This window comes from Halobacillus naozhouensis (genome assembly GCF_029714185.1).
Taxonomy (GTDB): Bacteria; Bacillota; Bacilli; order Bacillales; family Halobacillaceae; genus Halobacillus_A; species Halobacillus_A naozhouensis.
The window spans coordinates 2599412-2624306 of sequence record NZ_CP121671.1 but is presented as its reverse complement, the minus strand read 5'-3'; the positions used below and the strand labels follow the sequence as shown (position 1 = coordinate 2624306).

Annotated in this window: 27 protein-coding genes and 1 other annotated feature; of the genes, 23 read left to right on the top strand and 4 right to left on the bottom strand. The window is 41.1% G+C overall.

Features of this window, described 5'->3' with window-relative positions; translation table 11 throughout:
• Positions 1 to 23: 23 nt before the first annotated feature.
• Genes infC through P9989_RS13795 form a run of 5 tightly spaced genes read left to right on the top strand, consistent with a single transcriptional unit; the run spans position 24 to position 2108 of the window.
• Positions 24 to 527: a translation initiation factor IF-3 gene (infC, locus tag P9989_RS13815; RefSeq protein ID WP_283075470.1), complete on the top strand. Its 504-nt coding sequence runs from the start codon at positions 24 to 26 to the stop codon at positions 525 to 527.
• A gap of 29 nt (positions 528 to 556) precedes the next feature.
• Positions 557 to 754 carry a 50S ribosomal protein L35 gene (gene rpmI / locus P9989_RS13810; RefSeq protein ID WP_283075469.1) on the top strand — a complete coding sequence of 66 codons (198 nt, stop codon included), beginning with the start codon at positions 557 to 559 and terminating at the stop codon, positions 752 to 754.
• A 34-nt stretch (positions 755 to 788) separates the two neighbouring features.
• On the top strand, positions 789 to 1145 hold the full coding sequence (gene rplT / locus P9989_RS13805) for a 50S ribosomal protein L20 (RefSeq protein WP_283075468.1): 357 nt from the start codon (positions 789 to 791) through the stop codon (positions 1143 to 1145).
• Positions 1146 to 1203: 58 nt separating this feature from the next.
• Positions 1204 to 1503, top strand: a complete 300-nt coding sequence (locus tag P9989_RS13800) for a DUF1294 domain-containing protein (RefSeq protein WP_283075467.1) — start codon at positions 1204 to 1206, stop codon at positions 1501 to 1503.
• A gap of 35 nt (positions 1504 to 1538) precedes the next feature.
• Positions 1539 to 2108, top strand: a complete 570-nt coding sequence (locus P9989_RS13795) for a TVP38/TMEM64 family protein (protein ID WP_283075466.1) — start codon at positions 1539 to 1541, stop codon at positions 2106 to 2108.
• A gap of 87 nt (positions 2109 to 2195) precedes the next feature.
• Here P9989_RS13795 and P9989_RS13790 read toward each other — a convergent pair whose 3' ends face one another.
• A complete protein-coding gene (locus P9989_RS13790; protein WP_283075465.1) occupies positions 2196 to 2597 on the bottom strand; it encodes a sigma-w pathway protein ysdB in 402 nt (133 codons plus the stop codon).
• 110 nt (positions 2598 to 2707) lie between these two features.
• Here P9989_RS13790 and P9989_RS13785 point away from each other — a divergent pair, with 110 nt between their 5' ends.
• Positions 2708 to 3190 (top strand): dUTP diphosphatase, encoded by a 483-nt coding sequence (locus P9989_RS13785; protein WP_283075464.1) that lies wholly within the window; start codon positions 2708 to 2710, stop codon positions 3188 to 3190.
• 73 nt (positions 3191 to 3263) lie between these two features.
• Positions 3264 to 4349 carry a M42 family metallopeptidase gene (locus tag P9989_RS13780; protein WP_283075463.1) on the top strand — a complete coding sequence of 362 codons (1086 nt, stop codon included), beginning with the start codon at positions 3264 to 3266 and terminating at the stop codon, positions 4347 to 4349.
• A 30-nt stretch (positions 4350 to 4379) separates the two neighbouring features.
• Here the strand turns inward: P9989_RS13780 and sspI are convergent, their stop codons facing one another.
• The gene (gene sspI, locus P9989_RS13775; RefSeq protein ID WP_283075462.1) at positions 4380 to 4595 is read right to left on the bottom strand and encodes a small acid-soluble spore protein SspI; all 216 of its coding nucleotides are present in this window, start codon (positions 4593 to 4595) and stop codon (positions 4380 to 4382) included.
• A gap of 103 nt (positions 4596 to 4698) precedes the next feature.
• Here sspI and P9989_RS13770 point away from each other — a divergent pair, with 103 nt between their 5' ends.
• From P9989_RS13770 to pheT, 3 genes are all read left to right on the top strand, one after another.
• The gene (locus tag P9989_RS13770) at positions 4699 to 5433 is read left to right on the top strand and encodes a TrmH family RNA methyltransferase (RefSeq protein WP_283075461.1); all 735 of its coding nucleotides are present in this window, start codon (positions 4699 to 4701) and stop codon (positions 5431 to 5433) included.
• Positions 5434 to 5482: 49 nt separating this feature from the next.
• Positions 5483 to 5709, top strand: a binding site (T-box leader).
• Positions 5710 to 5762: 53 nt separating this feature from the next.
• On the top strand, positions 5763 to 6797 hold the full coding sequence (gene pheS, locus P9989_RS13765) for a phenylalanine--tRNA ligase subunit alpha (protein WP_283075460.1): 1035 nt from the start codon (positions 5763 to 5765) through the stop codon (positions 6795 to 6797).
• 13 nt (positions 6798 to 6810) lie between these two features.
• Positions 6811 to 9237 carry a phenylalanine--tRNA ligase subunit beta gene (gene pheT, locus P9989_RS13760; RefSeq protein ID WP_283075459.1) on the top strand — a complete coding sequence of 809 codons (2427 nt, stop codon included), beginning with the start codon at positions 6811 to 6813 and terminating at the stop codon, positions 9235 to 9237.
• A gap of 57 nt (positions 9238 to 9294) precedes the next feature.
• Here the strand turns inward: pheT and rnhC are convergent, their stop codons facing one another.
• Complete coding sequence (gene rnhC, locus P9989_RS13755) at positions 9295 to 10221, bottom strand: ribonuclease HIII (RefSeq protein WP_283075458.1); 927 nt, start codon at positions 10219 to 10221, stop codon at positions 9295 to 9297.
• A gap of 143 nt (positions 10222 to 10364) precedes the next feature.
• On the opposite strand from rnhC, the gene zapA reads away from it, so the two are divergent.
• From zapA to uvrC, 12 genes are all read left to right on the top strand, one after another.
• Positions 10365 to 10649 (top strand): cell division protein ZapA, encoded by a 285-nt coding sequence (gene zapA, locus P9989_RS13750; protein ID WP_390307260.1) that lies wholly within the window; start codon positions 10365 to 10367, stop codon positions 10647 to 10649.
• 1 nt (position 10650) lies between these two features.
• Positions 10651 to 11202: a CvpA family protein gene (locus tag P9989_RS13745; protein ID WP_283075457.1), complete on the top strand. Its 552-nt coding sequence runs from the start codon at positions 10651 to 10653 to the stop codon at positions 11200 to 11202.
• Positions 11203 to 11383: 181 nt separating this feature from the next.
• A complete protein-coding gene (gene polX / locus P9989_RS13740) occupies positions 11384 to 13099 on the top strand; it encodes a DNA polymerase/3'-5' exonuclease PolX (protein WP_283075456.1) in 1716 nt (571 codons plus the stop codon).
• 26 nt (positions 13100 to 13125) lie between these two features.
• Positions 13126 to 15474 carry an endonuclease MutS2 gene (locus P9989_RS13735; RefSeq protein ID WP_283075455.1) on the top strand — a complete coding sequence of 783 codons (2349 nt, stop codon included), beginning with the start codon at positions 13126 to 13128 and terminating at the stop codon, positions 15472 to 15474.
• Positions 15475 to 15499: 25 nt separating this feature from the next.
• Entirely contained in the window at positions 15500 to 15907 is a 408-nt protein-coding gene (locus tag P9989_RS13730) for a DUF350 domain-containing protein (protein WP_283075454.1), read from the top strand.
• Between the two features lie 212 nt (positions 15908 to 16119).
• The gene (locus P9989_RS13725) at positions 16120 to 17826 is read left to right on the top strand and encodes a long-chain-fatty-acid--CoA ligase (protein WP_283075453.1); all 1707 of its coding nucleotides are present in this window, start codon (positions 16120 to 16122) and stop codon (positions 17824 to 17826) included.
• Between the two features lie 91 nt (positions 17827 to 17917).
• Positions 17918 to 18508, top strand: coding sequence for a fatty acid metabolism transcriptional regulator FadR (fadR, locus tag P9989_RS13720; protein ID WP_283075452.1), 591 nt, complete (start codon positions 17918 to 17920; stop codon positions 18506 to 18508).
• 13 nt (positions 18509 to 18521) lie between these two features.
• Positions 18522 to 19295 carry an enoyl-CoA hydratase gene (locus P9989_RS13715; protein WP_283075451.1) on the top strand — a complete coding sequence of 258 codons (774 nt, stop codon included), beginning with the start codon at positions 18522 to 18524 and terminating at the stop codon, positions 19293 to 19295.
• A gap of 16 nt (positions 19296 to 19311) precedes the next feature.
• Positions 19312 to 20085, top strand: a complete 774-nt coding sequence (locus tag P9989_RS13710; RefSeq protein ID WP_283075450.1) for an electron transfer flavoprotein subunit beta/FixA family protein — start codon at positions 19312 to 19314, stop codon at positions 20083 to 20085.
• Between the two features lie 28 nt (positions 20086 to 20113).
• Entirely contained in the window at positions 20114 to 21094 is a 981-nt protein-coding gene (locus P9989_RS13705; RefSeq protein ID WP_283075449.1) for an electron transfer flavoprotein subunit alpha/FixB family protein, read from the top strand.
• A 168-nt stretch (positions 21095 to 21262) separates the two neighbouring features.
• On the top strand, positions 21263 to 21577 hold the full coding sequence (trxA, locus tag P9989_RS13700) for a thioredoxin (protein WP_079530463.1): 315 nt from the start codon (positions 21263 to 21265) through the stop codon (positions 21575 to 21577).
• Positions 21578 to 21713: 136 nt separating this feature from the next.
• On the top strand, positions 21714 to 23501 hold the full coding sequence (uvrC, locus tag P9989_RS13695) for an excinuclease ABC subunit UvrC (protein WP_283075448.1): 1788 nt from the start codon (positions 21714 to 21716) through the stop codon (positions 23499 to 23501).
• Positions 23502 to 23512: 11 nt separating this feature from the next.
• Here the strand turns inward: uvrC and P9989_RS13690 are convergent, their stop codons facing one another.
• Positions 23513 to 23947: a DUF2507 domain-containing protein gene (locus P9989_RS13690; RefSeq protein WP_283075447.1), complete on the bottom strand. Its 435-nt coding sequence runs from the start codon at positions 23945 to 23947 to the stop codon at positions 23513 to 23515.
• A gap of 287 nt (positions 23948 to 24234) precedes the next feature.
• Here P9989_RS13690 and P9989_RS13685 point away from each other — a divergent pair, with 287 nt between their 5' ends.
• The gene (locus P9989_RS13685) at positions 24235 to 24855 is read left to right on the top strand and encodes a succinate dehydrogenase cytochrome b558 subunit (protein WP_283075446.1); all 621 of its coding nucleotides are present in this window, start codon (positions 24235 to 24237) and stop codon (positions 24853 to 24855) included.
• Positions 24856 to 24895: the final 40 nt, after the last annotated feature.

Below are 24895 nucleotides of genomic sequence, written 5' to 3'. Positions count from 1 at the left end.
GGCTGACTATTAGCAAGGATAACATGAATGTTAATGAGAAAATTCGCGCACGTGAAGTAAGACTCATTGATGTAAACGGTGAGCAGCTCGGAGTTAAATCTCGTAATGAAGCACTTGACATTGCGACAAATGCCAACCTTGACCTTGTCATGGTAGCTCCAAATGCGAAACCACCGGTCTGCCGGATCATGGATTACGGTAAGTACCGTTATGAGCAGCAGAAGAAAGAGAAAGAAGCTCGTAAGAATCAAACGATTATCAAGCTTAAAGAAGTTCGATTAAGCCCGGGAATTGAAGAGCATGACTTCAATACGAAGCTTCGTAATGCTCGTAAATTCTTAATAAAAGGTGACAAAGTGAAAGCATCTGTCCGTTTCCGTGGTCGTGCAATCACTCATAAAGAACTTGGACAAAAAGTTCTTGAACGTCTGGCTGAAGAATGTAAGGACGTTGCTACTATTGAGACCAAACCAAAAATGGAAGGTCGCAATATGTTTATGATGCTTGCTCCTCTAGCAGAGAAGTAAGTAGAATCAGTTAAAGGAGGAAAATGTCAATGCCTAAGATGAAAACCCATAAAGGTTCTCAGAAACGTTTCAAAAAAACTGGTAGTGGAAAGGTGAAACGCTCCCATGCGTTTACAAGCCACTTATTCGCAAATAAATCTACGAAGCAAAAACGCAAATTGCGTAAAGCGACATTAGTTTCAAACGGAGACTTCCGTCGTATTAAACACATGCTTCCGAAAAAATAATAAACGAAACAGATTCATATAGGAGGGAATTACAATGCCACGAGTTAAAGGTGGAACAGTGACACGTAAACGTCGTAATCGTGTCCTTAAATTAGCTAAAGGTTATTATGGTTCAAAACACGCACTATTTAAAACTGCTAAACAGCAAGTAATGAAGTCAGGTCAGTATGCATACCGCGACCGCCGTCAGAAAAAACGTGACTTCCGTAAACTTTGGATTGCACGTATTAATGCAGCAGCTCGTATGAATGACATTTCTTACAGCCGCTTAATGCATGGACTTAAGCTTGCCGGTGTAGAAGTAAACCGTAAAATGCTTGCTGAGCTTGCCATCAATGATGAAAAAGGGTTCTCAAGCCTGGCAGAGCAAGCCAAATCAGCTCTTAAATAAAGAAAATATTTAAATATAAGAAGCCATTTCCGTTCGCCTGGAAATGGCTCTTTTCGTGATGGACGGGGGAGTAATGATGGCCGTATCTTATTGGATCCTGTTTGTTTTTATTCTATCCAGCACTGCGCTGTTTATTTTAATGGGGTATGACAAAAGGAAAGCTAAAAAAGGGCAATGGCGAGTGACAGAGAAACGATTGTGGTTATTCGCTTTAATGGGGGGAGCGTGCGGCGGAGTTGCCGGAATGAGAGTCTTTCGACACAAGTTAAATTATTCCCGTTTCCGTATTGGATGGTCCATATTAGCAGTGATTCAGCTAGTTGGTTTGTTGATGCTCATGTGGTTCTATTTTCCATAATGCTGTCATAATCTGTAGGCAGGGAGGCGAAGTGGATGGCCGAAACATCGACTGCCGTTCTGGCATGGGTAGAACATCAAGGAGCGTGGGCACCACTATTATTTATTGCGATCCATTTGTTACGTCCTTTTTTATTTTTACCGGTAATGCTCGTTTGTGTCACAGGTGGTATGCTATTCGGACCAGTTGCTGGAACTGCCTATTCAGTCATTGGAACCTTGCTCTCCAGTCTTATATTTTATCGAATGATTCGTCTTGTTCCCTTTGGTCTAAAGAAAATGCAGGCTATGTATCAGAAGTGGAATAAACGGAAATCTCATTTAACGGTAAGACAGGTGGCAATTCTTCGCTTAATTCCATTCATCCATTTTCATTTATTGTCTTATTGTCTAATTGAAATGAGTAAAGATTTTAAGGATTACACTAAATCTTCCTTGCTGGCAAACTTTCCATTGGCTGTGGTATACACTTCAGTAGGGCAATGGATTACCCTCTTATCCATCCCTATGCTGTTATTATTCTCTGGATTGCTTGCTTTCGCGTGTTACTTGCTAAGGAAGAAATATGAAGTGTTGATTTGGCAGGATTTCTTTCAAACCAGTTAAAAAAGAGGCCGGTACCCGCTGCTCTGAGGTACTGGCCATGTTTTTATGTGTCCGAGGTATTTTAATAGAAAACACCTAATTAATCAGTTACTGATCATCATTGATCGGGCGTATATTTAACCGATTGATCGGATATTTCCATTCGATTCTGGCATAAGGGTACCTTATTAAAACTTGCTCTTCAAGAAAGTATAAGTCATTTCTCTCTAATCCTTGTAACTTTTCAGGATAATGGGTGAAAATATTAATAGTGACAACTTCAAACGCTTCCTCAGTAGTCCCAAGATATTTTTCTCCTTCAAACATTAATCCTTTATAGGTAATGAAGAAATTCTGTTTCGTATTTTCAGGGGTATCGTGAAAGTAAAACTCGTGCTTTTGATGGGCATGATCAAGCCTTCTTCTGGGGTTTACTATGAATTTGTAAACTGTGTAAATGATGAACAATATCGCTATAATTAATAAGATTCGAAAGAGTATAATTATCATAGTTACCTTCTCCCTGAAAGTGATTGTTAGCACATGTACGATTAACGTTCCCTATTTGTTTCAAAAAGTGATACATTTATGTTGAAGAAAATTTTTTTAGGAGGAATATCATGAATTGGGAATCTTTTTATCACATGCAGCAGAAGCTAGATGCTCACATTATACATACGCATGATCTGCAAGAGATGAATGTTGTAGATAATAAAATACTGGCACTATTAGTTGAGATCGGGGAGTTAGCGAACGAAACCCGGTGTTTTAAATTTTGGAGTAAGAAGCCAGCAAGCCCTAAAGAAGTTGTGCTGGAGGAGTACGTGGATGGGTTACATTTCATCCTTTCTCTGGGGCTGGATCTCGGCTTTCGGTATCAAACTTCAGCGCTTAACGAGAAGATGAATCAAACAGAAGCTTTTCTTGCTATATTCACAGCTATCGAGAGTTTTAAACGGGAAAAAAACGAGACAAGCTATTTTGAATTGTTTGCAGCCTTTTTATCACTAGGAAAAACGCTTGGCTTCCAGGCCGGGGAGTTACAGAAGGCATATATTCAAAAAAATGAAGTGAACTTTGAGCGGCAGGATCAGGGATATTAGACGTAATTTTTTGTGAATTCATAATAAAAACTATATAATAGGGAATAGTGAGACAAAAGGAGGAATTGTACATATGGCTAAAAAAGATGAAACACTAATGATGCTCAAAGATTTAACAGATGCGAATGGAATTCCGGGGCACGAACGCGAAGCTAGGGATGTCATGACTAAGTATATCACCCCTTATGCGGATGAGGTGTATACAGATAATCTCGGAAGCCTGGTAGCTAAGAAGGTAGGAAATAAAAAAGGTCCGAAAGTCATGGTCGCAGGTCACCTGGATGAAGTAGGCTTCATGGTGACACGTATCGATGACAAAGGCTATATCTACTTTCAGCCTGTTGGCGGATGGTGGAGTCAGGTAATGCTTGCCCAGCGCGTAACTATCATGACTCGTGAAGGCAATCTAACTGGAATTATCGGTTCTAAGCCTCCTCATATTCTACCTGCCGACCAGCGTAAAAAGGCTGTCGAAATTAAAGACATGTTCATAGATATTGGTGCTTCAAGTAAAGAAGAAGCAAAAGAGTTTGGTGTAGTACCAGGAGATTCTATCGTTCCCTATTTTGAATTCACTCAAATGAAAAATGAGAAAATGCTGCTTGCCAAAGCTTGGGACAACCGGATCGGCTGTGCTATTGCAATTGAAGTACTCAAACGCCTGAAGTCTGAGAAACACCCGAACATTGTTTATGGTGTTGGTACGGTACAAGAAGAAGTTGGCTTACGAGGTGCTCGTACTTCCGCTCATTTAATTAATCCGGATATCGCTTTTGGCGTAGATGTAGGTATTGCAGGAGATACTCCGGGAGTTTCTGAGCGTGATGCTCAAAGTAAAATGGGAGATGGGCCGCAAATAATTTTATATGATGCTTCCATGGTTTCTCATAAAGGACTGAGAGATTTTGTGGTCGATACAGCAGATGAAAATGCTATCCCTTATCAGTTTGATTCCTTGGCTGGAGGCGGTACAGATTCAGGTGCTATTCATTTAACCCATGATGGGGTGCCAGCCTTATCCATAACCATTGCAACACGGTATATTCATTCCCATGCAGCGATGCTTCATCGGGACGATTTTGAGAATGCTGTTCATCTAATTGTAGAAGTTATTAAACGACTCGATGATAAAAAAGTAAAAGAAATTACATTTGACTAAAATAAAAAGCCATCCCCTTAGGGGTGGCTTTTATGATTGCTTCTGCAGACTGTGTTCAAGAGTTTCAAGCATTTCATGTTTATCCTGTTCGTTCGCTTCTTTCCAGATCATTTCAAATAAAACCCCAAGCCCAGGAAGCATCTTCTCTTCACCATTTTCGACGGCGTCAACAATAGTAGCTTCCAGCTGATCCGTATTGTGTCCTGAAACGTTAGACAGGATTGCTTTTCTTAAGTTTAAGTCCATTTTTTGTCTACCTCCACTTTTGAATTATGTTTAGTTTGACCAAATGAGAATAAGCTATGTATGATTAAAAGAAAACTTCAAATTAAACGAGGGAAAACATAATATGCTAACATCTGTCAATAACTCGAAAGTGAAAGAATGGAAAAAGTTACATAAACGAAAATATAGAGAAAGAACGGGAACCTTTTTAGTGGAAGGGCACCATTTAATAGAAGAAGCACAAAAAAGTGACTGGAAAGTAGTGGAAGTGATCAGAAGAGAAGGAGAATCTTTTGTTCCTGACACGGACGTACAGCTTACTGATGTAAGTGAGCAAGTGTTTCAGACCATTTCTCAAACACAAACGCCTCAAGGGATCGCAGCGATTGTTGAGCGAAAGATTGTGCCTTTCCAACCGCAAACGTTGACCTTGTTAATTGATGCTGTGCAAGACCCGGGGAACCTTGGCACGTTAATTCGCACGGCTGATGCCGCTGGTTTTGACCATGTAGTGGTTGGAGAAGGCTGTGTGGATCCTTTTAATGAAAAGACGATTCGCTCAACCCAGGGGTCATTGTTTCATATTCCAATTTTTCAAGGGGAATTAGAAGACGTTATACGGGATCTGCAAGCTGCTAATGTTATGGTTTGGGCCTCAGCTCTTCAGGATGCTGAACCTTATAAAAAGTTACCACAACCTGAGAAAGCAGCTTTGATTGTCGGTAATGAGGGACAGGGCATTCGCAATGAATTGCTAGCTTATGCAAGCGAGAGAGTCTATATCCCGATTTATGGACAGGCTGAATCATTAAACGTGGCGATTGCTGCGGCCATATTAATGTATCATTTAAAAGGATAGGCTTGCATAACTCATCGTCTTTCTCTATAATTAATGAACAGTTATATAGTGAATAGTGAAGAAGGAGCATAGTAAATAAGGGCAGCATCGATTAAGGGAAGAAATGCCTTAGACTGAAAGCATTTCTATCGTGGCCGTTGTTGAAATTTCACTCTGGAGCTGGCATCTGTTAAAGATGTGCCGGATTCATATCCGTTATCTAAGAACTTGAGTGGGCACACTGGTGTGTCAACAAGGGTGGTACCGCGAAACGATTAAACAAGTCTCGTCCCTTTTTTATGAGGGGATGAGGCTTTTTTTTATTTTGAGATTGAAGGAGGAAGCAGGACATGAAGGAACGTTTGCAGGAATTAAAGCAAGAAGCATTAAGCAAAGTTGAGAAATCCGAAGAAGTGCAAGCCCTTAAAGACATTCGTGTCGAATACTTGGGCAAGAAAGGTCCGATCACAGAAGTATTACGCGGGATGGGAAAACTCTCGAAAGAGGAACGACCGGTTATCGGTCAACTGGCAAATGATGTTCGGGAAGAGATAGCCGATGCAATCGAATCTAAACAAACCCGTCTTGAAGACGAGGCGCTTGAAAAACAATTAGAGGCTGAAAGTATTGATATTACATTGCCTGGCCGCCCGATACAGGTCGGAGGTCCTCACTTGTTAACTTCTCTTGTAGAGGAAATAGAAGACCTGTTTATCGGGATGGGATTTGAAATTAAAGAGGGGCCGGAAGTGGAAACGGATTATTACAATTTTGAAGCGCTGAACCTGCCTAAAGGTCACCCTGCTCGTGATATGCAGGATTCCTTTTACGTTACGGAGGAACTTTTACTACGTACCCATACATCACCTGTCCAGGCGAGAACAATGGGGCAGAAAAATGGTTCTGAACCTGTACGTATGATTTGCCCGGGAAAAGTCTATCGCCGTGATACAGATGACGCCACCCACTCCCATCAGTTTACTCAAATTGAAGGGCTGCTCGTCGATAAAGATGTGCGGATGAGCGATTTAAAAGGAGTTCTTGATACATTTGCTAAGCAAATGTTCGGAGCTGAGCGGGAAATCAGGCTGCGTCCAAGCTTCTTCCCTTTTACAGAACCGTCTGTGGAGATGGATATCTCCTGTAAAATGTGCGGTGGAAGCGGATGCTCCGTTTGTAAAGGAACGGGATGGATTGAAATCCTGGGGGCTGGCATGGTTCACCCTAATGTACTCGAAATGGCAGGGTACGATCCAGATGAGTATTCCGGCTTTGCTTTTGGAATGGGCCCAGAACGAATTGCCATGTTGAAATATGGTGTGGATGACATTCGTCATTTCTATACAAACGATCAACGATTTTTAAAACAATACCATAAAGCATAAGGAGGATAAGGACATGCTAGTATCCTTGAATTGGCTAAATCAATATATAAATGTGCGTGATTATCAGCCGGAAGACCTTGCTGAAATTATAACGAAAACAGGCATAGAAGTAGAGAGTGTAGAACCTGTGGCTGAAAAAGTTACAGGGGTAGTGGTTGGTCATGTGGTTTCATGTGAGCAGCATCCGAATGCAGATAAATTATCATTGTGTCAAATTGACGTGGGAACCGAGACATTACAAATTGTATGCGGTGCCCCTAATATAGCAGAAGGTCAGTATGTTCCTGTTGCTGTTCCAGGAGCTGTACTGCCTGGCAATTTTAAAATTAAGAAAACAAAGCTGCGCGGAGAAGAGTCAAACGGAATGGTTTGTTCCCTTCAAGAACTTGGTGTAGATGAGAAAGATGTTCCGAAAGAATACCATGATGGGATTTTTGTTTTTCCGGAGGATGTGCAAGCAGGTGAAAATGCTGTATCATTGCTGAATCTGGATGATATCATCATCGAGCTTGGTTTAACGCCAAACAGGGCAGACTGTCTAAGCATGGCTGGGGTAGCCTATGAAGTGGCGGCAGCTCTGGGTCGTGAGTACGAATTGGCTGTTGAGGAAGTCCATCCTGTTTCGGAGAAAGCATCAGAATATCTATCTGTCACGGTTGAAGACCAAGAGGCCAATCCTTACTATGGTGCGTTTATAATCAAAGATGTAAAAGTAGGAACGTCTCCGTTATGGATACAAAATCGTTTAACGGCAGCTGGAATTCGCCCGATTAATAACGTAGTGGACATCACAAACTATGTATTGCTTGAATATGGACAGCCGCTTCACGCTTTTGATTACGATCGTTTCGGCTCTAAAGAAGTCGTAACCCGTAAAGCAAAAGACGGCGAAACGATTGTGACGTTAGATGATCAAGAACGCACATTAACACCAGATCATTTAGTCATTACAAACGGTACTAAGCCACAGGCGATTGCTGGTGTAATGGGCGGGGCAGATTCTGAGGTTAACGAGAGCACCACAACGATTTTGCTGGAGGCTGCTTATTTTGATCCAGCTGTTGTGAGACAGTCCTCCAAGGATCATGGACTACGCAGTGAATCAAGTACACGTTTTGAAAAAGGAGTGGATCCAAATCGAGTAGAGCGAGCAGGCCAAAGAGCATGTGAGCTTTTAGAAAAATACGCAGGTGCCAGTGTACTTTCAGGAGTTGCTAAGTTTGATCAACTTGATCGGACCGAGCGAAAAGTGTCCATTGATACCCAGCGCATAAATGATCGGTTAGGGACTGAAATTTCAACAAAAGAAATCGCGAATATTCTCAATCGCCTTCAATTTACATTCACTCAATCCGGAGATGATTTTCAAATTTCCGTACCGACGAGAAGGGGAGATGTCACCCAGTTTGAGGATATGCTTGAAGAAGTGGCTCGTATATACGGGTATGATCAACTGCCGTATACTTTTCCACAAGGTGCTTCACAGGCAGGCGGATTGTCACAGAATCAAAAGTTGAAGCGTGAAATCAAGACATACCTTGAAGGGGCAGGCTTAGATGAGGTAATTACGTATTCACTTACTAGTGAAAAAAGAGCCGCCATGCTTGTAAGCGTGGAGATTGCTAATCAGGCCAAGCAACCTGTTAAATTGGCTATGCCAATGAGTGAAGATCATAGCCATCTTCGTCTAAGCATACTTCCTGAGATGCTTCAGTCGCTAGCCTATAATACTGCACGTAAACAAAATAACCTGGGGTATTATGAAATTGGTCAAGTTTTCATCAATGAAGAAGAACGAGTCACGAAACAGCCTGTTGAAACACTGCGAGCCTCTGGTGCCTTAACGGGTGAATGGGTAAGTCATCTATGGCAGCAAGAGAAAAAGGCTGTCGATTTCTTCGTTGTAAAAGGAATTGTTGAGGGGCTGGCTGCTAAGCTGGATCTGTCTGTTTCATTTGAGAAAGGAAAGATTGATCACATGCACCCTGGAAGAACGGCTCTCATTAAATCCGGTGGGAGAACGGTTGGGTTCCTTGGACAAGTCCATCCGAAACTCCAAAAGGAAATGGGATTAAAGGAAACGTATGTGTTTGATCTAAATATTGAGGAGCTCTTCAACATGTACACGAAAGAAGAAGGCTTTCGAGCAATACCTAAATATCCGGCGGTGAGTCGAGACATTGCCTTAGTTGTAGACGAATCTATACCTGCTGCTGATATTGAAAAGACGATTGCCGAGGCCGGAGATCCGCTCATTCAGGCTGTACAGGTCTTTGATGTTTATCAGGGCGAACATCTTGAAGACGGGAAGAAATCACTGGCTTTTAACCTTGTTTATTTAAATCCACAACGAACATTGAAGGATAAGGAAGTAGAAGAAGCTCACAATCAAATTCTTGAAGCCGTTAAACAAACTCACCGGGCTGAGCTCCGCGGTTAGTTTTGCTAAATAGAGCGTAACAAAAGCGTGCCATTTTATGGCACGCTTTGTTTGTGGCTACGTTAATTTTCGGGCTTTCTCTAAAGTAGCAAAATGTATTTTGGCAATTTCACGCAGTTTGTCTTCTCCATAAACGGTAATAACTTTTGCTGCCGCTTTGTCAACGGTTCCTGAAGCTCCTTTAGGAATAGGAAGCCCGGTGTCCATCTCAATTTGATTCATCGCTTTCACGAAACTCGACCTGGCAATAATGGAAGCGACAGCGACAGACGTGGAATAGCTTTCGGCTTTGGTCATAAAGAATATGTTCTTCTGAAGCTGTTTACGTTCAGATTTCAAGTGTTTTGCGTAAACGTCAGGCTGGGAGAATTGGTCAACCAGAATAGCCGGCTGCTCAGGCGCAATTTTTGTAAGCAAATTTTCTAAAGCTTTATGGTGAAGCATTGTCTTCATTTTGCCTTGTGTCCAATCCCTCTCCTGCCATTCATTATATTTCATATTATCTAAACGCAGCAGACTGTAAGGAATATTCATTTCCACAATTTGTTTAGCGATATGTGTGATTTGTTTGTCACTGAGGTGTTTTGAATCCTTTACCCCGATTGCTTTCAACTGGCCAATTTGATGATCTTTTACATAGGCCGCAGCCACAGTTATCGGACCGAAAAAGTCACCAGTTCCGGCTTCATCTGACCCAATATGGGATTGGGCAAACAACGCTTTATCGGGATGAAATCGATGAGTGGATTTTGGTTTTGACTTTTTAGAGGAAGATTGAGCAGCGGATTTTCCCCATTTATCTGATTCCTGCTGCGGAGCTTTTCCTTGAAAAAGTACTTTTCCAGAGTTGTACGCTGTGATTGTACAACTTGGTGTTTTGGCTGCAAAAGCAGCATTCTGGGGTGTGGCCTTCAGACTTTGTTTATAATAACTTTGCATTTCCTGAAGTTTTTCTTTAGGTAAGGTTAGAACAACTTGTGACATAGTTAAGTCCTCTCTATTGAAAAGTATAAAATCAGTATAGCAAATTAGAAACATGAACAGAACAGAGTTATTAATACTTTTTGGTTTCCCAAATGTTCAGCTTCATGTTACTATTATGCTTAGGACTTGAGAATCAAGGGGGTATGGATGTGTCCCAATCAGATAAAAACAGAAGAAGAATCACCGTTGAGATTAACAATCGCTCGTACACAATTGTTGGGCATGAAGAGCCGCACCATATCCGCATGGTATCTAGTCTTGTGGATCAGAAAATGCGCGAAATACATGAAGCTAATCCAAGTTTAGATACGTCTAAGCTTGCAGTCTTGACAGCGGTTAATACAATGAATGAATATATTAAACTAAAAGAAGAGTGTACGGAATTAATGAATTATATTGACAAGATAGAGAAAGAGGACGACGACTGACATGATTGATATACTGCTTTTAATTATTTTATTCTTTGGCGTTATGGTAGGCGTGCGAAGGGGCTTTATCCTCCAGTTATTTCATCTGATAGGATTTATTGCTGCTTTTATCGTTGCTGTAATGTATTATGACAATCTAGCACCAAAACTTATTTTGTGGGTTCCCTACCCAGAACTCCCAGAGGGAGCGTCCTGGGCAATTTTTGCGGAGAACCTTCCTTTAGAACAAGCATTTTATAATGCTGCAGCCTTCGCTATTTTATTTTTTGGTGTTAAAATTATCTTACAGATTATTGCTTCCATGCTGGACTTTGTTGCAGAACTACCCATCCTGAGTTCAATAAATAGTCTGTTAGGCGGCATTTTAGGGTTTGCAGAAAGATATTTTCTTTTGTTTATTCTATTATACATAGCGGCATTAGTACCTTTAAGTGTTGTTCAAAACGCTTTGGACGGTTCGTTTCTTGCCCAGTTTATTATTGAAAGCACTCCCATCCTGTCCAGCCAAATCAAGACAATGTGGGTAGACCATATGATAAGCTTGCTACAGTAGAACGAATTGTTATTTTCTATGGTTTTACATGTGAGCTATTCGGAAGTTGAAGGAGATTTGTTAAGTTTGACGTGGCTATCTCCTGTTTTTGGCTTGTTATGGAAAGGTCGCTGTGAAAATTTCATAGCGGCCTTTTCTTTGTATCTTCAACTGTTGAAATGCATGAAAGGTGGACTAAATCATGACAATTGATAAAAAGAAAGTGATTCAATTACTTGAAACAATTGCTGTTTATCTGGAATTAAAAGGAGAAAATTCATTTAAAGTTTCAGCTTACCGTAAAGCTGCCCAAGCGTTAGAAAGAAATGATTATTCTCTGAATGAAATCAACGATTTTACTAAGATCAAAGGCATCGGTAAAGGTACTGCAGCCGTCATCCAGGAGTATGTGGATCAAGGGAGATCTGAAACGTTAGAACAATTACAGGCGGAGGTGCCGGCCGGTCTGGTTCCCTTACTTGATATTCAGGGCTTGGGCGGGAAGAAGCTCGCTAAACTCTATCAACAATTAGGAGTAACCGATGCTGAATCACTGAAAGAAGCCCTTGAAGAGGGTAAGGTAGAACAGCTTGAAGGCTTTGGCAAGAAGTCAGCAGAGAAAATATTGAAAACGCTAGAGGAATACGGTTCAAGACCTGAAAGGCTTCCTATTGCTTTTATGCTGCCGATCGCAGAAAAAATCGAAGCCTTTTTGAATCAAGCAGAAACGATTATACGTTTCTCTGTGGCAGGCAGCTTAAGAAGAATGCGGGAAACGATTAAGGATCTCGATTTCATTATTGCTTCTAAAAATCCTGAGCAGACAAGAGAAGAATTACTTGCCTACCCGGAGCTAAAAGAAATTGTTTCCTCTGGTGATACAAAGGTTTCGATTATCATAGATGAAGGATACGATATAGGTGTGGATTTTCGAATTGTCGAACCTGAAGAGTTTGCTTCTACCTTGCATCATTTTACTGGGTCAAAAGAACATAATGTAGCAATGAGACAACTGGCCAAGCAAAAACAAGAAAAAATAAGTGAGTATGGGGTAGAAAATGCGGAGACAGGTGAAATGCTGACCTTTGAAACCGAAGAACATTTCTTTCAGCATTTTGGACTTCACTATATTCCTCCTGAAGTACGTGAAAACAAGGGAGAAGTTGAAGCATTTCAAGAGTCAGTTTCTCTCCTTGAATCAAAAGATATTCGCGGCGACCTTCATATGCACTCAACGTGGAGTGATGGTGCCCAATCGATAAGAGAAATGGCAGAACAAAGCAAGAATATGGGATATGAATACATCGCTATAACAGATCATTCCAAGTATTTAAGAATTGCCAACGGGTTAAATGAAGAGCGTTTACGAATGCAAAGACAAGAGATTGACAAGATTAATCTTGAAATGGAGGGCTTCCACATATTTGCCGGAGTTGAAATGGATATCCTACCAGACGGTTCTCTAGACTTTGAGGACGAGTTTTTAAAGGAAATGGATTTTGTTATTGCCTCTATCCATTCCAGCTTTAATCAATCTGAAGACCAAATTATGCATCGGCTTAACACTGCACTTCAGAATCCTTACGTTGATATGATTGCCCACCCAACTGGACGATTAATTGGCCGCAGAGCCGGTTATCAAGTACAATTAGAGAAGCTAATTGAAGGTGCACAGAAAACGGGAACAATTTTGGAACTTAATGCGAACCCCAATCGCCTTGACTTAAGTTGGGAATGGCTAATGAGAGCACAGGATGCTGGCGTAACGATCGCAATTAATACGGATGCCCATAGCTATCCGATGCTTGACCATATGGAGGTTGGGATCGGCACCGCTAGAAAAGGGTGGCTCCGTAAGGAATCTGTACTAAATACAATGACGACACAGCAGTTGATGGAACGTCTTGGTAAGAATTAGTTGTGCATAAAGGAGACTTTATTAACATGAACCAACGAATCCTTCATGTTTTAGAATACAAAAAAATTATTGAACAATTAGCGGAGCAGGCGGCTTCCTCACTTGGTAAGGAACGTGCGCTCGCATTGAAGCCTTCAATTGAACTTGAGGAAGTCACTCAGTGGCAAAAAGAAACAGATGAAGCAGCCCAGGTGATCCGTCTTAAGGGTTACATTCCACTGGGCGGAATTTTTGACATTAAACCGAGCATTAAGCGGACAACTATTGGAGGAGTGCTTAGTGCCTTCGAATGTCTTGATATTGCAAGCACGATTTACGGTGGAAAGCAGTTAAAACGATTTGTTGAAGAGATGGAAGAACCTGAAATGCCTATATTGAGGGGACTTGTGGAAGGTATCGTTCCCCTCACAGAACTTGAAAGAAAAATTAGAAACTGTATTGATGAGCACGGAGGAGTGATGGACGGAGCTTCTGATAAACTTAGAACGATCCGTTCGAAAATTAGAACTTCAGAAAGCCGTGTCCGCGATAAGATGGAGACCTTCACCAGATCGAAAAGTAACATGCTTTCTGATGCCATCGTCACTATTAGAAATGAACGGTACGTATTACCCGTAAAACAAGAATATCGAGGTTCAATAGGTGGGATTGTTCACGATCAATCTGCATCAGGAGCTACCTTATTCATCGAACCACAAGTGGTGGTAGATTTAAATAATCAATTACAGGAATCAAAAGTACAAGAGCGCCAGGAAGTAGAGCGTATTTTAACAGAATTGTCCTTAGCTATTTCAGAAGAACAATCCTTGCTCTATTCTAATGTTGAAATACTTGCCTATGTAGATTTTATGTTTGCCAGGGCCAAACTTGGCAGTGAAATGAAAGCCGCTATGCCGACTATGAATGATGAAGGTCGTATTCATCTTAAACAGGCAAGACACCCGCTTATAGACCCAGAGGAAGTTGTTCCTAATGATATCGATTTAGGAGTTGATTTCACTTCAATTGTGATTACAGGGCCAAACACTGGAGGTAAAACAGTTACCTTGAAACTGCTTGGTTTGTTTACATTAATGGCTCAGTCCGGTCTCCAGGTGCCTGCTATGGATGGATGTGAATTGGCTGTATTCGAACAGGTATATGCGGATATTGGGGATGAGCAGTCCATCGAACAAAGCCTATCAACTTTTTCCTCTCACATGACCAATATTGTGGAAATTTTAAAGCATGTCCATGAACGTACATTAGTTTTATTCGATGAGCTAGGGGCAGGAACAGACCCTCAAGAAGGAGCTGCTTTAGCTATGTCCATATTAGATGAGGTAGTTGGCCGCAGAGCCCGGGTAGTTGCGACGACACACTACCCTGAGCTCAAAGCGTATGGGTACAATAGGGAAGGGGTTACGAATGCCTCCGTTGAATTTGATATCCAAACATTAAAGCCAACCTACCGCCTTCTGATAGGGGTTCCTGGACGTAGTAATGCGTTTGAGATATCCAGAAGGCTTGGTCTAGAAGAGCCGATTATAGAAACTGCTAAGCAGCAGGTCGGAGTTGATTCACAAAGCGTTGAGAATATGATTGCTTCACTTGAAGCATCAACAAGAAATGCTGAAAGAGACTACGATATAGCGGAAGAAACATTAACAAAAGCAGAAGAATTGTATCGTGATTTGCAAACGCAATGGAAACAGTTTGAGGAGAAACGAGAACGATTATATACAAAAGCTGAAACTAAAGCAGAGAAAGCAGTTGAAAAAGCAAGACATGAAGCGGAAGAAATAGTCCAGCAGCTTCGACAAATGAAGAACCAGGCTGAAATTAAAGACCACGAATTGATTGAGGCAAGAAAAGCATTGGATGAAACAAAGCCGAACCTGGCAAATAAGAAAAAAACCAGTAAGAAACCAGTATCTAAACAAGAAGACAAAGAGTTAAGACCTGGTGACGAGGTGAAACTGCTTACGTTAAATCAGCAAGGGGTTATTCTGGAGCAAACGAGCAGCAATGAATTCCAGGTTCAGGTTGGCGCGATGAAGGTTAAGGCAAAACGGAACGATTTAGAATTTGTAAAGGCTCAACAGCCATACAAGGAAAAACCTATGGCTACCGTGAAAGGGAAAGGCTATCATGTTAAAACGGAGCTTGATCTAAGAGGGGAACGTTACGAAGAAGCTTTAAATCAATTGGAAAAATATATTGATGATGCATTGTTAGCGAATTATCCACGTGTTTCCATTATACACGGAAAAGGAACAGGCGCACTGAGAACAGCTGTCCAAAATTATGCGAAAAACCATCGCCAAGTTGACTCGTACCGTGCTGGCGGCATGAATGAAGGTGGCAGCGGAGTCACCGTGCTCGAATTAAGGTAAACTCGTACAAAGGGAGAGCTTATTTATGACAGGATTCTGGGAACATGCACTCATTGAAACCGCAGCAAGCTATAGTGTTGTAGTTCTGTGTGTTGTTGTATTTATGGCTGTATTTGAACTAGTAACCACCTATAATAATTGGAGAGAAATTCAGAATGGTAATTTAGCTGTAGCTATGGCAACTGGGGGGAAAATATTTGGCATCGCTAATATTTTCCGCTTCTCCATTCAAGAGAATGACTCCCTCCTCCAAACGATGGGGTGGGGGCTGTTCGGATTCATCCTACTGTTAATTGGCTATTTCATATTTGAATTTCTCACTCCCTCATTCAAGATCGATGACGAGATCACTGAAGATAACCGGGCTGTTGGTTTTATTTCATTTATTATTTCAGCAGGATTGTCATACGTGATCGGGGCTAACATCATTTGAAGGGTGGAATAATATGGAGACATTAGCAAAAATATTGATCGTTATTGCTTCATTGTTTATTGTGATTGGTATCGTGTATGTTCTGTTATAGGCATGTACTTTCAGATGGTTTGCTTACTCAAAGTAAATATTTTCAAAATTATAATTATATATTTCAAATTTGACGTCGATAACGGTATAATAAAAAGTAATACAAAGAGGGAGGGGTTTTTATGGAGAGTGGTCGACGTCCTTGGCTCAAAAATTATCCGCCTGAAATTCCTGCAGCAGTAGATTATGATAAACGTCCGCTGCACAGCTTTTTGGAGGATAGCGTTGAGCTCTACGGAAAAAAGAAAGCGCTTCATTTCATGGGGAAAGAAATGACCTTTCAGGAGCTTTTTGACGAGACCCGGAGCTTTGCGAGTTACTTACAGAAGTTAGGGCTCGAAAAAGGCGATCGTGTATCCGTAATGCTGCCTAACTGTCCTCAGTCGGTGATCGCTTATTACGCAATTTTAATGTCTGGCGGTATTGTAGTTCAGACCAACCCGCTGTATATGGAGCGAGAACTTGAATATCAGTTGAAGGATTCCGAGGCAAAGATGATCATCTGCCTGGATATTCTATATCCAAAAGCGGTTAATGTTAAACCAAACACTTCTCTTGAACATATTATTGTTACCGGTGTTAAAGACTACCTCCCATTTCCGAAAAACAAACTGTACCCTTTCATACAGAAGCGTCAGCATCAGGTTTTGGTGAAACCAGAACAATCATACGACACACATTTATGGAAACACATTTTGGATAATAGCAGCGGCCAGCTTTCTCCAGTAGAAATAGATCCAGTTGAGGACATAGCCCTCTTGCAATACACAGGTGGAACTACAGGTTCTCCTAAAGGGGTAATGCTAAGTCACTATAATTTAGTTGTAAATACTCAAATGGCCATGACATGGATGTATAAGTGTGAGAAGGGGAAGGAAGTGGTTCTTGCCATTTTACCATTCTTCCATGTTTACGGGATGACCTCCGTTATGAATTTGTCTGTTATGATGGGTTCAAAAATGGTTTTAGTGCCTAAGTTCGAACCAGGTGAGGTACTGAAAACGATTGAAAAGCAGAAACCGTCCTTATTTCCAGGTGCCCCAACTATTTATATTGCTCTCCTGAATCATCCTGACCTGAAAAAGTATGACCTGTCATCTATCGAGGCTTGTATTAGCGGTTCGGCACCGCTTCCTGTGGAAGTTCAGGAGAAATTTGAAAGTGTTACCGGCGGAAAGCTTGTAGAGGGGTATGGCTTAACCGAAACATCTCCCGTCACGCATTCTAATTTTATTTGGGGTAATCGTATAAGTGGAAGTATCGGGGTACCGTGGCCGAATACCGATGCTAAGATTGTAAGTATGGAAGCAGGCGAAGAAGTTCCCATTGGGGAGATAGGAGAAATCGTCGTAAAAGGACCGCAAATCATGAAAGGGTATTGGAACAGAAAAGAAGACACGGATCAGGTACTCAGTGAAGAGGGATGGTTTCGTACAGGTGATATGGGTCGTATGGATGAGAATGGTTATTTCTATGTAGTTGACCGCAAAAAGGATATGATTATTGCCGGAGGCTATAATATTTACCCTCGTGAAGTAGAAGAAGTCCTTTATGAGCATAATTCAGTTCAGGAAGCAGTCATTATCGGTGTACCAGATGCCTATCGCGGGGAAACTGTTAAAGCGTTTATAGTAAGGAAGCAGGGTCAGAATGTAACAGAAGAAGAATTAAATGAATTTTGCCGAAAACATATGGCAGCATTTAAAGTTCCGCGTATTTATGAATTCCGCGATGAGCTTCCGAAAACAGCGGTCGGGAAAATTCTTCGACGTACACTTGTTGATGAAGAGAATAAGAAGCTGGAAGAAAGCAATCTGCAAAACTCATAGATTCATAGAAAGTTGACAGAATAGTTAGAAGTATGTATTATGATGTGTGAATGACCATTCATTCATTTTCACAATAAAGGCAGGGAGATTTATGAAAAAAGATAAACCAAAATATAAACAGATCATCGACGCAGCAGTTGTCGTTATTGCTGAAAATGGATACCACTCTTCGCAGGTTTCAAAAATCGCAAAAAAAGCAGGGGTGGCTGATGGGACCATTTACCTCTATTTTAAAAATAAAGAGGATATTTTAATCTCTTTATTTCAGGATAAAATGGGGCAGTTTATCGAAAGAATTGAACAAGAAACAACCTCAAGGCAGACAGCTGAAGAAAAACTTCTTACTCTAGTTGAAACTCATTTCGAGCAGCTGGCTGCCGATCATCATTTAGCGATTGTTACGCAGCTTGAACTCCGGCAATCCAATAAAGAATTACGGTCTAAAATAAATCAGGTGTTAAAGAGGTATTTAGCTGTAATTGATCAAATATTGGAAGAGGGAATAAAAGAAAAGTTGTTTCGTGATGATTTAAACCGTAAACTTGTTCGTCAGCTGATTTTCGGCATGATGGATGAAGCGGTAACCAATTGGGTTATGAAAGACCAGCGTTATCACATAGGAGATCAAGCGAAAGAAGTCCATAGCTTTATCATCAACGGACTGACTCTGCATAAATCGTAAAGGAGTGATGCTAGTGTCTACAGTCTATTTGCAGAAAGAAAACCACCTTGCAAGAATTACGATTCAAAGCCCACCGGCTAATGCTTTGTCTAGTACACTATTAAATGATCTATCTAAAGTACTGGATGACGTGGAGAAAGATAACAGTATAAAGGCTATCCTTATACATGGGGAGGGAAAGTTTTTCTCAGCAGGTGCAGATATTAAGGAATTCACCTCCTTACAAGCTGCCTCGGATTATGAGCAGCTTTCCAGCACGGGCCAACAACTTTTTAATCGTATGGAAAACTTTCATATTCCTATCATTGCTGCCATCCATGGAGCAGCACTTGGGGGAGGACTGGAGCTGGCAATGGCTTGTCACATACGATACGTAGCAGAAGATGCAAAGTTAGGTTTACCAGAGCTGAACCTGGGTATTATTCCTGGTTTTGCGGGCTCCCAGCGCCTGCCACGATATGTAGGCGCCGCCAAAGCCTATGAAATGATTTTGACAGGCGTTCCCATCAGCGGCAAAGAGGCGGCAGCAGCCGGCCTTGCGAACCAGAGCTTTGCTCGGGGGGAATTATTTGAAGCGGCGGAGAAGCTCGCTGTACAGGTTTCTGTTAAAAGCGGACCTGCTATTCATCAAATAATGAAACTAATCCCATATGCTCACACTGGTCAGTTTTCAGATGGTAACAGAGCTGAAGCTGCAGCGTTTGGCGAAGTCTTCGGCAATGAAGATGCCAAAGAAGGAATACAGGCATTCATTGAGAAAAGAAAACCAGTATTTAAAGACCAATAGATTAGGAGGAATCAGAATGAACATTTTCGTATTATTGAAACGTACTTTTGACACAGAAGAAAAAATATCGATCAATAGTGGTCGTATTGAAGAGGACGGCGCAGAATTTATTATTAACCCTTACGATGAATACGCTGTTGAAGAAGCTATTAATCTTAGGGATGAGCACGGCGGAGAAGTTACCGTTGTAACTATTGGGGAAGAGGAATCCGAGAAGCAGCTGCGGACTGCCCTTGCAATGGGAGCGGACAAGGCGGTACTGATTAATACGGAAGAAGATTTGGAAGATGGAGATCAGTTTACAACCGTTAAAATTCTAGAAGCATTTTTTGCTGATCGAGAAGTAGATCTCATCCTAGGCGGGAACGTAGCCATCGATGAAGCAAGCGGTCAAGTGGGTCCTCGCTTGGCAGAGCGTCTGGATATAGCTTGTGTAACTACGATTACCAACATTTCAGTTGATGGTGAAACCGTTCACATTGAACGTGATGTCGAAGGGGATGTAGAAAAGGTAGAAACGTCATTTCCACTACTGGTAACGTGTCAACAAGGTCTTAACGAACCTCGTTATCCTTCTTTGCCGGGAATCATGAAAGCGAAGAAGAAACCGCTTGAAGAGTTAGAGATCGATGACCTGGATCTTGACGAAGAGGATGTTGAACCAAAAACAAAAACCACAGAAATCTTCTTACCACCGGAAAAACAGGCAGGCAAAGTGTTGGAAGGTGAAACTGAAGATGCGGTGAAGGAACTTGTATCCTTATTAAAAACTGAGGCGAAAGTACTTTAAATATTCGAGACAGGGAAGGAGATTTGTTATGGGTAAAAAGGTATTAGTAATCGGAGAAATACGGGAAGGTTCTCTTAGAAATGTAACCTTTGAGGCTATTGCTGCAGCAAGAATTGTTAGTGATGGAGGAGAAGTGATCGGTGTTCTAAGTGGTGCCGGAGACCTTCATGAGATGGGTAAGGAAATGGTGTACTACGGCGCAGACCGAGTTATAACTGTTGCACACGATAATTTGAAAACGTATACATCTGAAGGTCATGCGCAGGCAATTTTTCCTGTAATCGAGGAAGAGTCACCAGAAGGAATTATTATGGGCCACACCTCTCAGGGAAAGGATTTAACACCAAAACTTGCAAGTAAGCTGGAATCCGGACTAATTTCAGATACCACAGAGGTTGCAGCCGAAAACGGCGCTATTGTATTCACTAGACCGATTTATTCAGGTAAAGCTTTTGAGAAGAAAGAAATCACGGATGGCCTGGTTTTCGCAACAATTCGTCCGAATAACATTCCATCCCTTGAAAGGAATGACGCTCTGGAAGGGGAAGTAACTACAAAGGATGTTGATGTTAAGGATATACGTACTATTATTAAGGATATCATTCGTAAATCATCTGATGGAGTTGACCTTTCTGAAGCGAAAGTTATTGTAGCTGGTGGACGCGGTGTCAAAAGTTCTGAAGGCTTCGAACCCCTTGAAGAGCTTGCTGAAGTTCTTGGTGGTACGGTTGGTGCTTCAAGAGGCGCATGTGATGCGGGCTACTGTGATTATTCACTACAAATTGGCCAGACAGGAAAAGTGGTAACACCAGACTTATATATTGCTTGCGGAATATCTGGAGCGATTCAGCATTTAGCTGGTATGTCCAACTCTAAAGTGATCGTTGCAATTAACAAGGATCCGGAAGCCAACATCTTTAACGTTGCCGATTATGGAATTGTCGGGGATCTCTTTGATGTTGTGCCAAAGCTTGTTGATGAAGTGAAACAAATGAAGGTAAATGCATAATTCATGAAGAAGCAGCCAAAGCTAAGCGTTACTTGCTTTGGCTTTTTTATATTCTCATTTGTTTTAGCCGCTACAGGACACCTCCATCGTTACAAAACATATTGTTAGTCACTCAAAATAGAAAATGATATACTCTTAACAGACTACATGATCGAGGAGGAATAAACGATGGCAATTGTAAAAGGAACAGATCAAAACTTTACTGAAGAAACAAACGAAGGTCTTGTTATTGCAGATTTCTGGGCACCTTGGTGTGGTCCATGTAAAATGATTGCTCCAGTGCTTGAAGAACTAGATGAAGAAATGAGCGATCAAGTGAAGATCGTTAAATTGGATGTCGATGAAAACCAGGAAACAGCAAGTAAGTTCGGTGTTATGAGTATTCCAACATTACTTCTCTTTAAAGATGGGAAGGTCGTTGATCAAGTAATCGGCTTTCAACCTAAAGAAGCACTAGCTGAATTAGTTACTAAACATTCTTAGTGAGAAGTAGAAGTGGTAGTAGCCGCGTTGCCCTGCAGCGTGGCTTTTTTTCGGAGAAAAATATTCATAACTCCCCCTAAGGACTGAAGTGTGGCAGGTTGGCTATAGATGTCTAATAAGTTGGAGTGAAGTAATCATGAACGCAACTATAAAAGAAAAGCTAGCGGTTTTGCCTGATCAGCCAGGGTGTTATCTTATGAAAGATAAGAATGACACCATTATCTATGTCGGTAAATCAAAAGTACTCAAAAACCGAGTCCGCTCTTATTTTACCGGAGCTCACGATGGGAAAACCCAAAGGCTTGTAAGGGAAATTAATGACTTTGAATATATCGTGACAACTTCTGATATGGAAGCTCTCATTTTAGAAATGAATTTAATAAAAAAGCATGATCCTAAATACAATGTGCTCTTAAAAGATGATAAATCCTACCCTTATTTAAAAGTTACGGCTGAAAGACATCCAAGATTGATTGTTACAAGAAAGGTTAAGAAAGATAAAGGAAAGTATTATGGTCCTTATCCTAATGTGATTGCAGCCAGAGAAACTAAAAAGCTGCTTGACCGATTATATCCACTAAGAAAATGTAACACGATGCCCGATCGTGTTTGTCTTTATTATCATATGCATCAATGCCTGGGTCCCTGTGAGTTTCCAGTGTCAAAAGAAACAAATCAGGAAATCGTGCAGAATATTACGTCCTTTTTAAATGGAGGCCACAAAGAAATTAAGAAAGATTTGCAACAGCAAATGTATAAGTCTTCTGAAGAAATGGACTTTGAACGAGCAAAAGAATTACGAGATCAAATTGAACATATTGAATCAGTCATGGAGCAACAGAAAATGACCTTAAATGATGAAGTAGACCGTGATGTCTTCGGCTATTCGTATGATAAAGGATGGATGTGTGTTCAGGTCTTTTTCATAAGACAAGGTAAATTGATTGAGCGTGATGTAGCTTTGTTTCCGTTCTTTGATGCTCCAGAAGAGACATTTCTTAGTTATGTTGGACGGTTCTATTTGCATCAGAATCACCCATATCCGAGGCAAATTCTTGTGCCTGTAGGGACAAACAGAGAGGTGCTGGAAGGAGCAATCGATACTAAGGTTCTCATTCCTATGAGAGGGAGAAAGAAAGAGTTAGTTGAGTTAGCCAGGAAAAATGCAGGGATCGCTCTCGAAGAAAAGTTTGCTTTAATTGAGCGAGATGAGGAGCGGACGATTAAGGCTGTGGAGTCGCTCGGAAACCAGCTGAATATACAAACTCCTCACCGTATTGAAGCCTTTGACAATTCTAATATACAAGGAACTGATCCCGTCTCGGCTATGGTTACATTTATTGATGGAAAACCAAGTAAAAAGGACTATCGGAAGTATAAAGTTCGTGACGTCAAGGGTCCTGATGATTATGATACGATGCGTGAAGTTATCCGCAGAAGGTATACTCGTGTGCTAAAAGAGGAACTTCCTTTACCTGATCTCATTGTAGTCGATGGTGGGAAAGGCCAGATGAGTGCAGCTATGGATATTCTCGAAAATGAATTGGGGCTGGATATTCCTTTGTGTGGATTGGCGAAGGATGACCAACATAAGACAAGCGAGCTTTTGTATGGAGACCCACCGGTTCTCGTTGATTTAGATCGAAATTCACAGGAGTTTTATTTAGTTCAGCGAATTCAGGACGAAGTGCACCGCTTTGCTATTTCCTTTCATAGACAGTTACGCGGTAAAGGTGCTATTCAATCAGAACTTGATGACATACCAGGAGTGGGACAGAAGCGAAGAAGATTGCTGTTACGCCATTTCAAATCTGTCAAAGAGATTAAAGAGGCTGCGCCTGTAGATTTAACCCGCTTAGGGATACCTGAACCGGTAGCGGATCAAATATTAAGACATCTAAATGAAGAGAAGCCAGCTGAGTAATCAGGTGGCTTCTATCCTTTAATCGCAGTTATTTCAACCGCATTTTCTTTTTTATTTATCTGCTCAAAGCATTCATATGTATCACTGGTAATGATTTGGATCATCTGGGCTAAAAATCCACTCTCTAACCGGAAATCAACATTGTGTAGTTTCTGTGTTAAACGCTTCTCGACTATGTGTCCTGATAAATGAAATATGATTTCTTTTTTCTTTTCTTTGATCAGCTTGAGTTCGCCCCATCCCATATATTGAAAAAATTCATAAAGGTCTTCCCATGTTTCAAGGGTTGTTTCGCGAGCTATATTTTTCCCCATGAAATATAAGAGATATGGGGCATCTTTTCCGAGAAAGTCGGGCAAAGTATAGTAACGCAGCAAATCAAACCCTGCGCCAGTAGACACTAGCGATGAGATGTTTTGAGTGGATAGCTTAGCTGTTTCTCTCATGACGCTCATTCCTTTCTACACAATTATTATCGCTTGAATTTATAAAAGTAGCAACAGTAATCTTACATTTTATCAATTTAGAAAAAATGTGTATTTTTAATCAAATTGTAGTTCGTTTTCTTGACGCTATGAAATGATAGAAGTACAATAAACGTGTCACAAATTGTACATTTGCCAGTTTTTTGTTGGGAAAAGGGGTTTTCCTATATTTAATATGCGTTTTTAAAGCGCTTCACTTTCTGAAAAATGTACATACATTAATCGTTATCATCTCGAGGGGGGTAAACATGGCAGGAACGCGCGGATATGTTAACAGGAGATTACATTCATTATTAGGAGTACTACCCATTGGGATATTCCTGCTTCAGCACTTAACTGTGAACTTTTTTGCAACTCGTGGACCAGAGGCGTTTAACTCGGCAGCTCATGTTATGGAGAGCTTGCCATATCGTTACGTACTGGAGATTTTTATTATCTTTTTACCACTTTTATTCCATTCCATTTACGGAGTATATATTGCATTCACAGCGAAGAGTAACTTGTCGAACTTTGGATATTTCAGAAACTGGATGTTCATGTTTCAGCGTATTACTGGGATTATTACGCTTATTTTTATTGCGTGGCACGTATGGGAAACACGAATTGCCATTGGACTCGGCTGGGCAGACCTAAACTATCAGTTGATGGAAGGCATTCTTAGTGAACCGTTCTTTTTCTGGTTCTACATAGTAGGTGTCATTTCAACTACATTCCACTTCTCTAATGGGCTTTGGTCATTCTTTGTCAGCTGGGGGATTACAGTCTCTCCACGTTCTCAGCGTATCATGACGTATGCGAGTATCGTCATCTTCGTAGCTATTTCTTATGTAGGTGTTCGTACGCTGATTCAATTCGCTTACGGTATTTAACATAATTTTCTTAATGCAACGTTGATCTATTGAAAGTTAA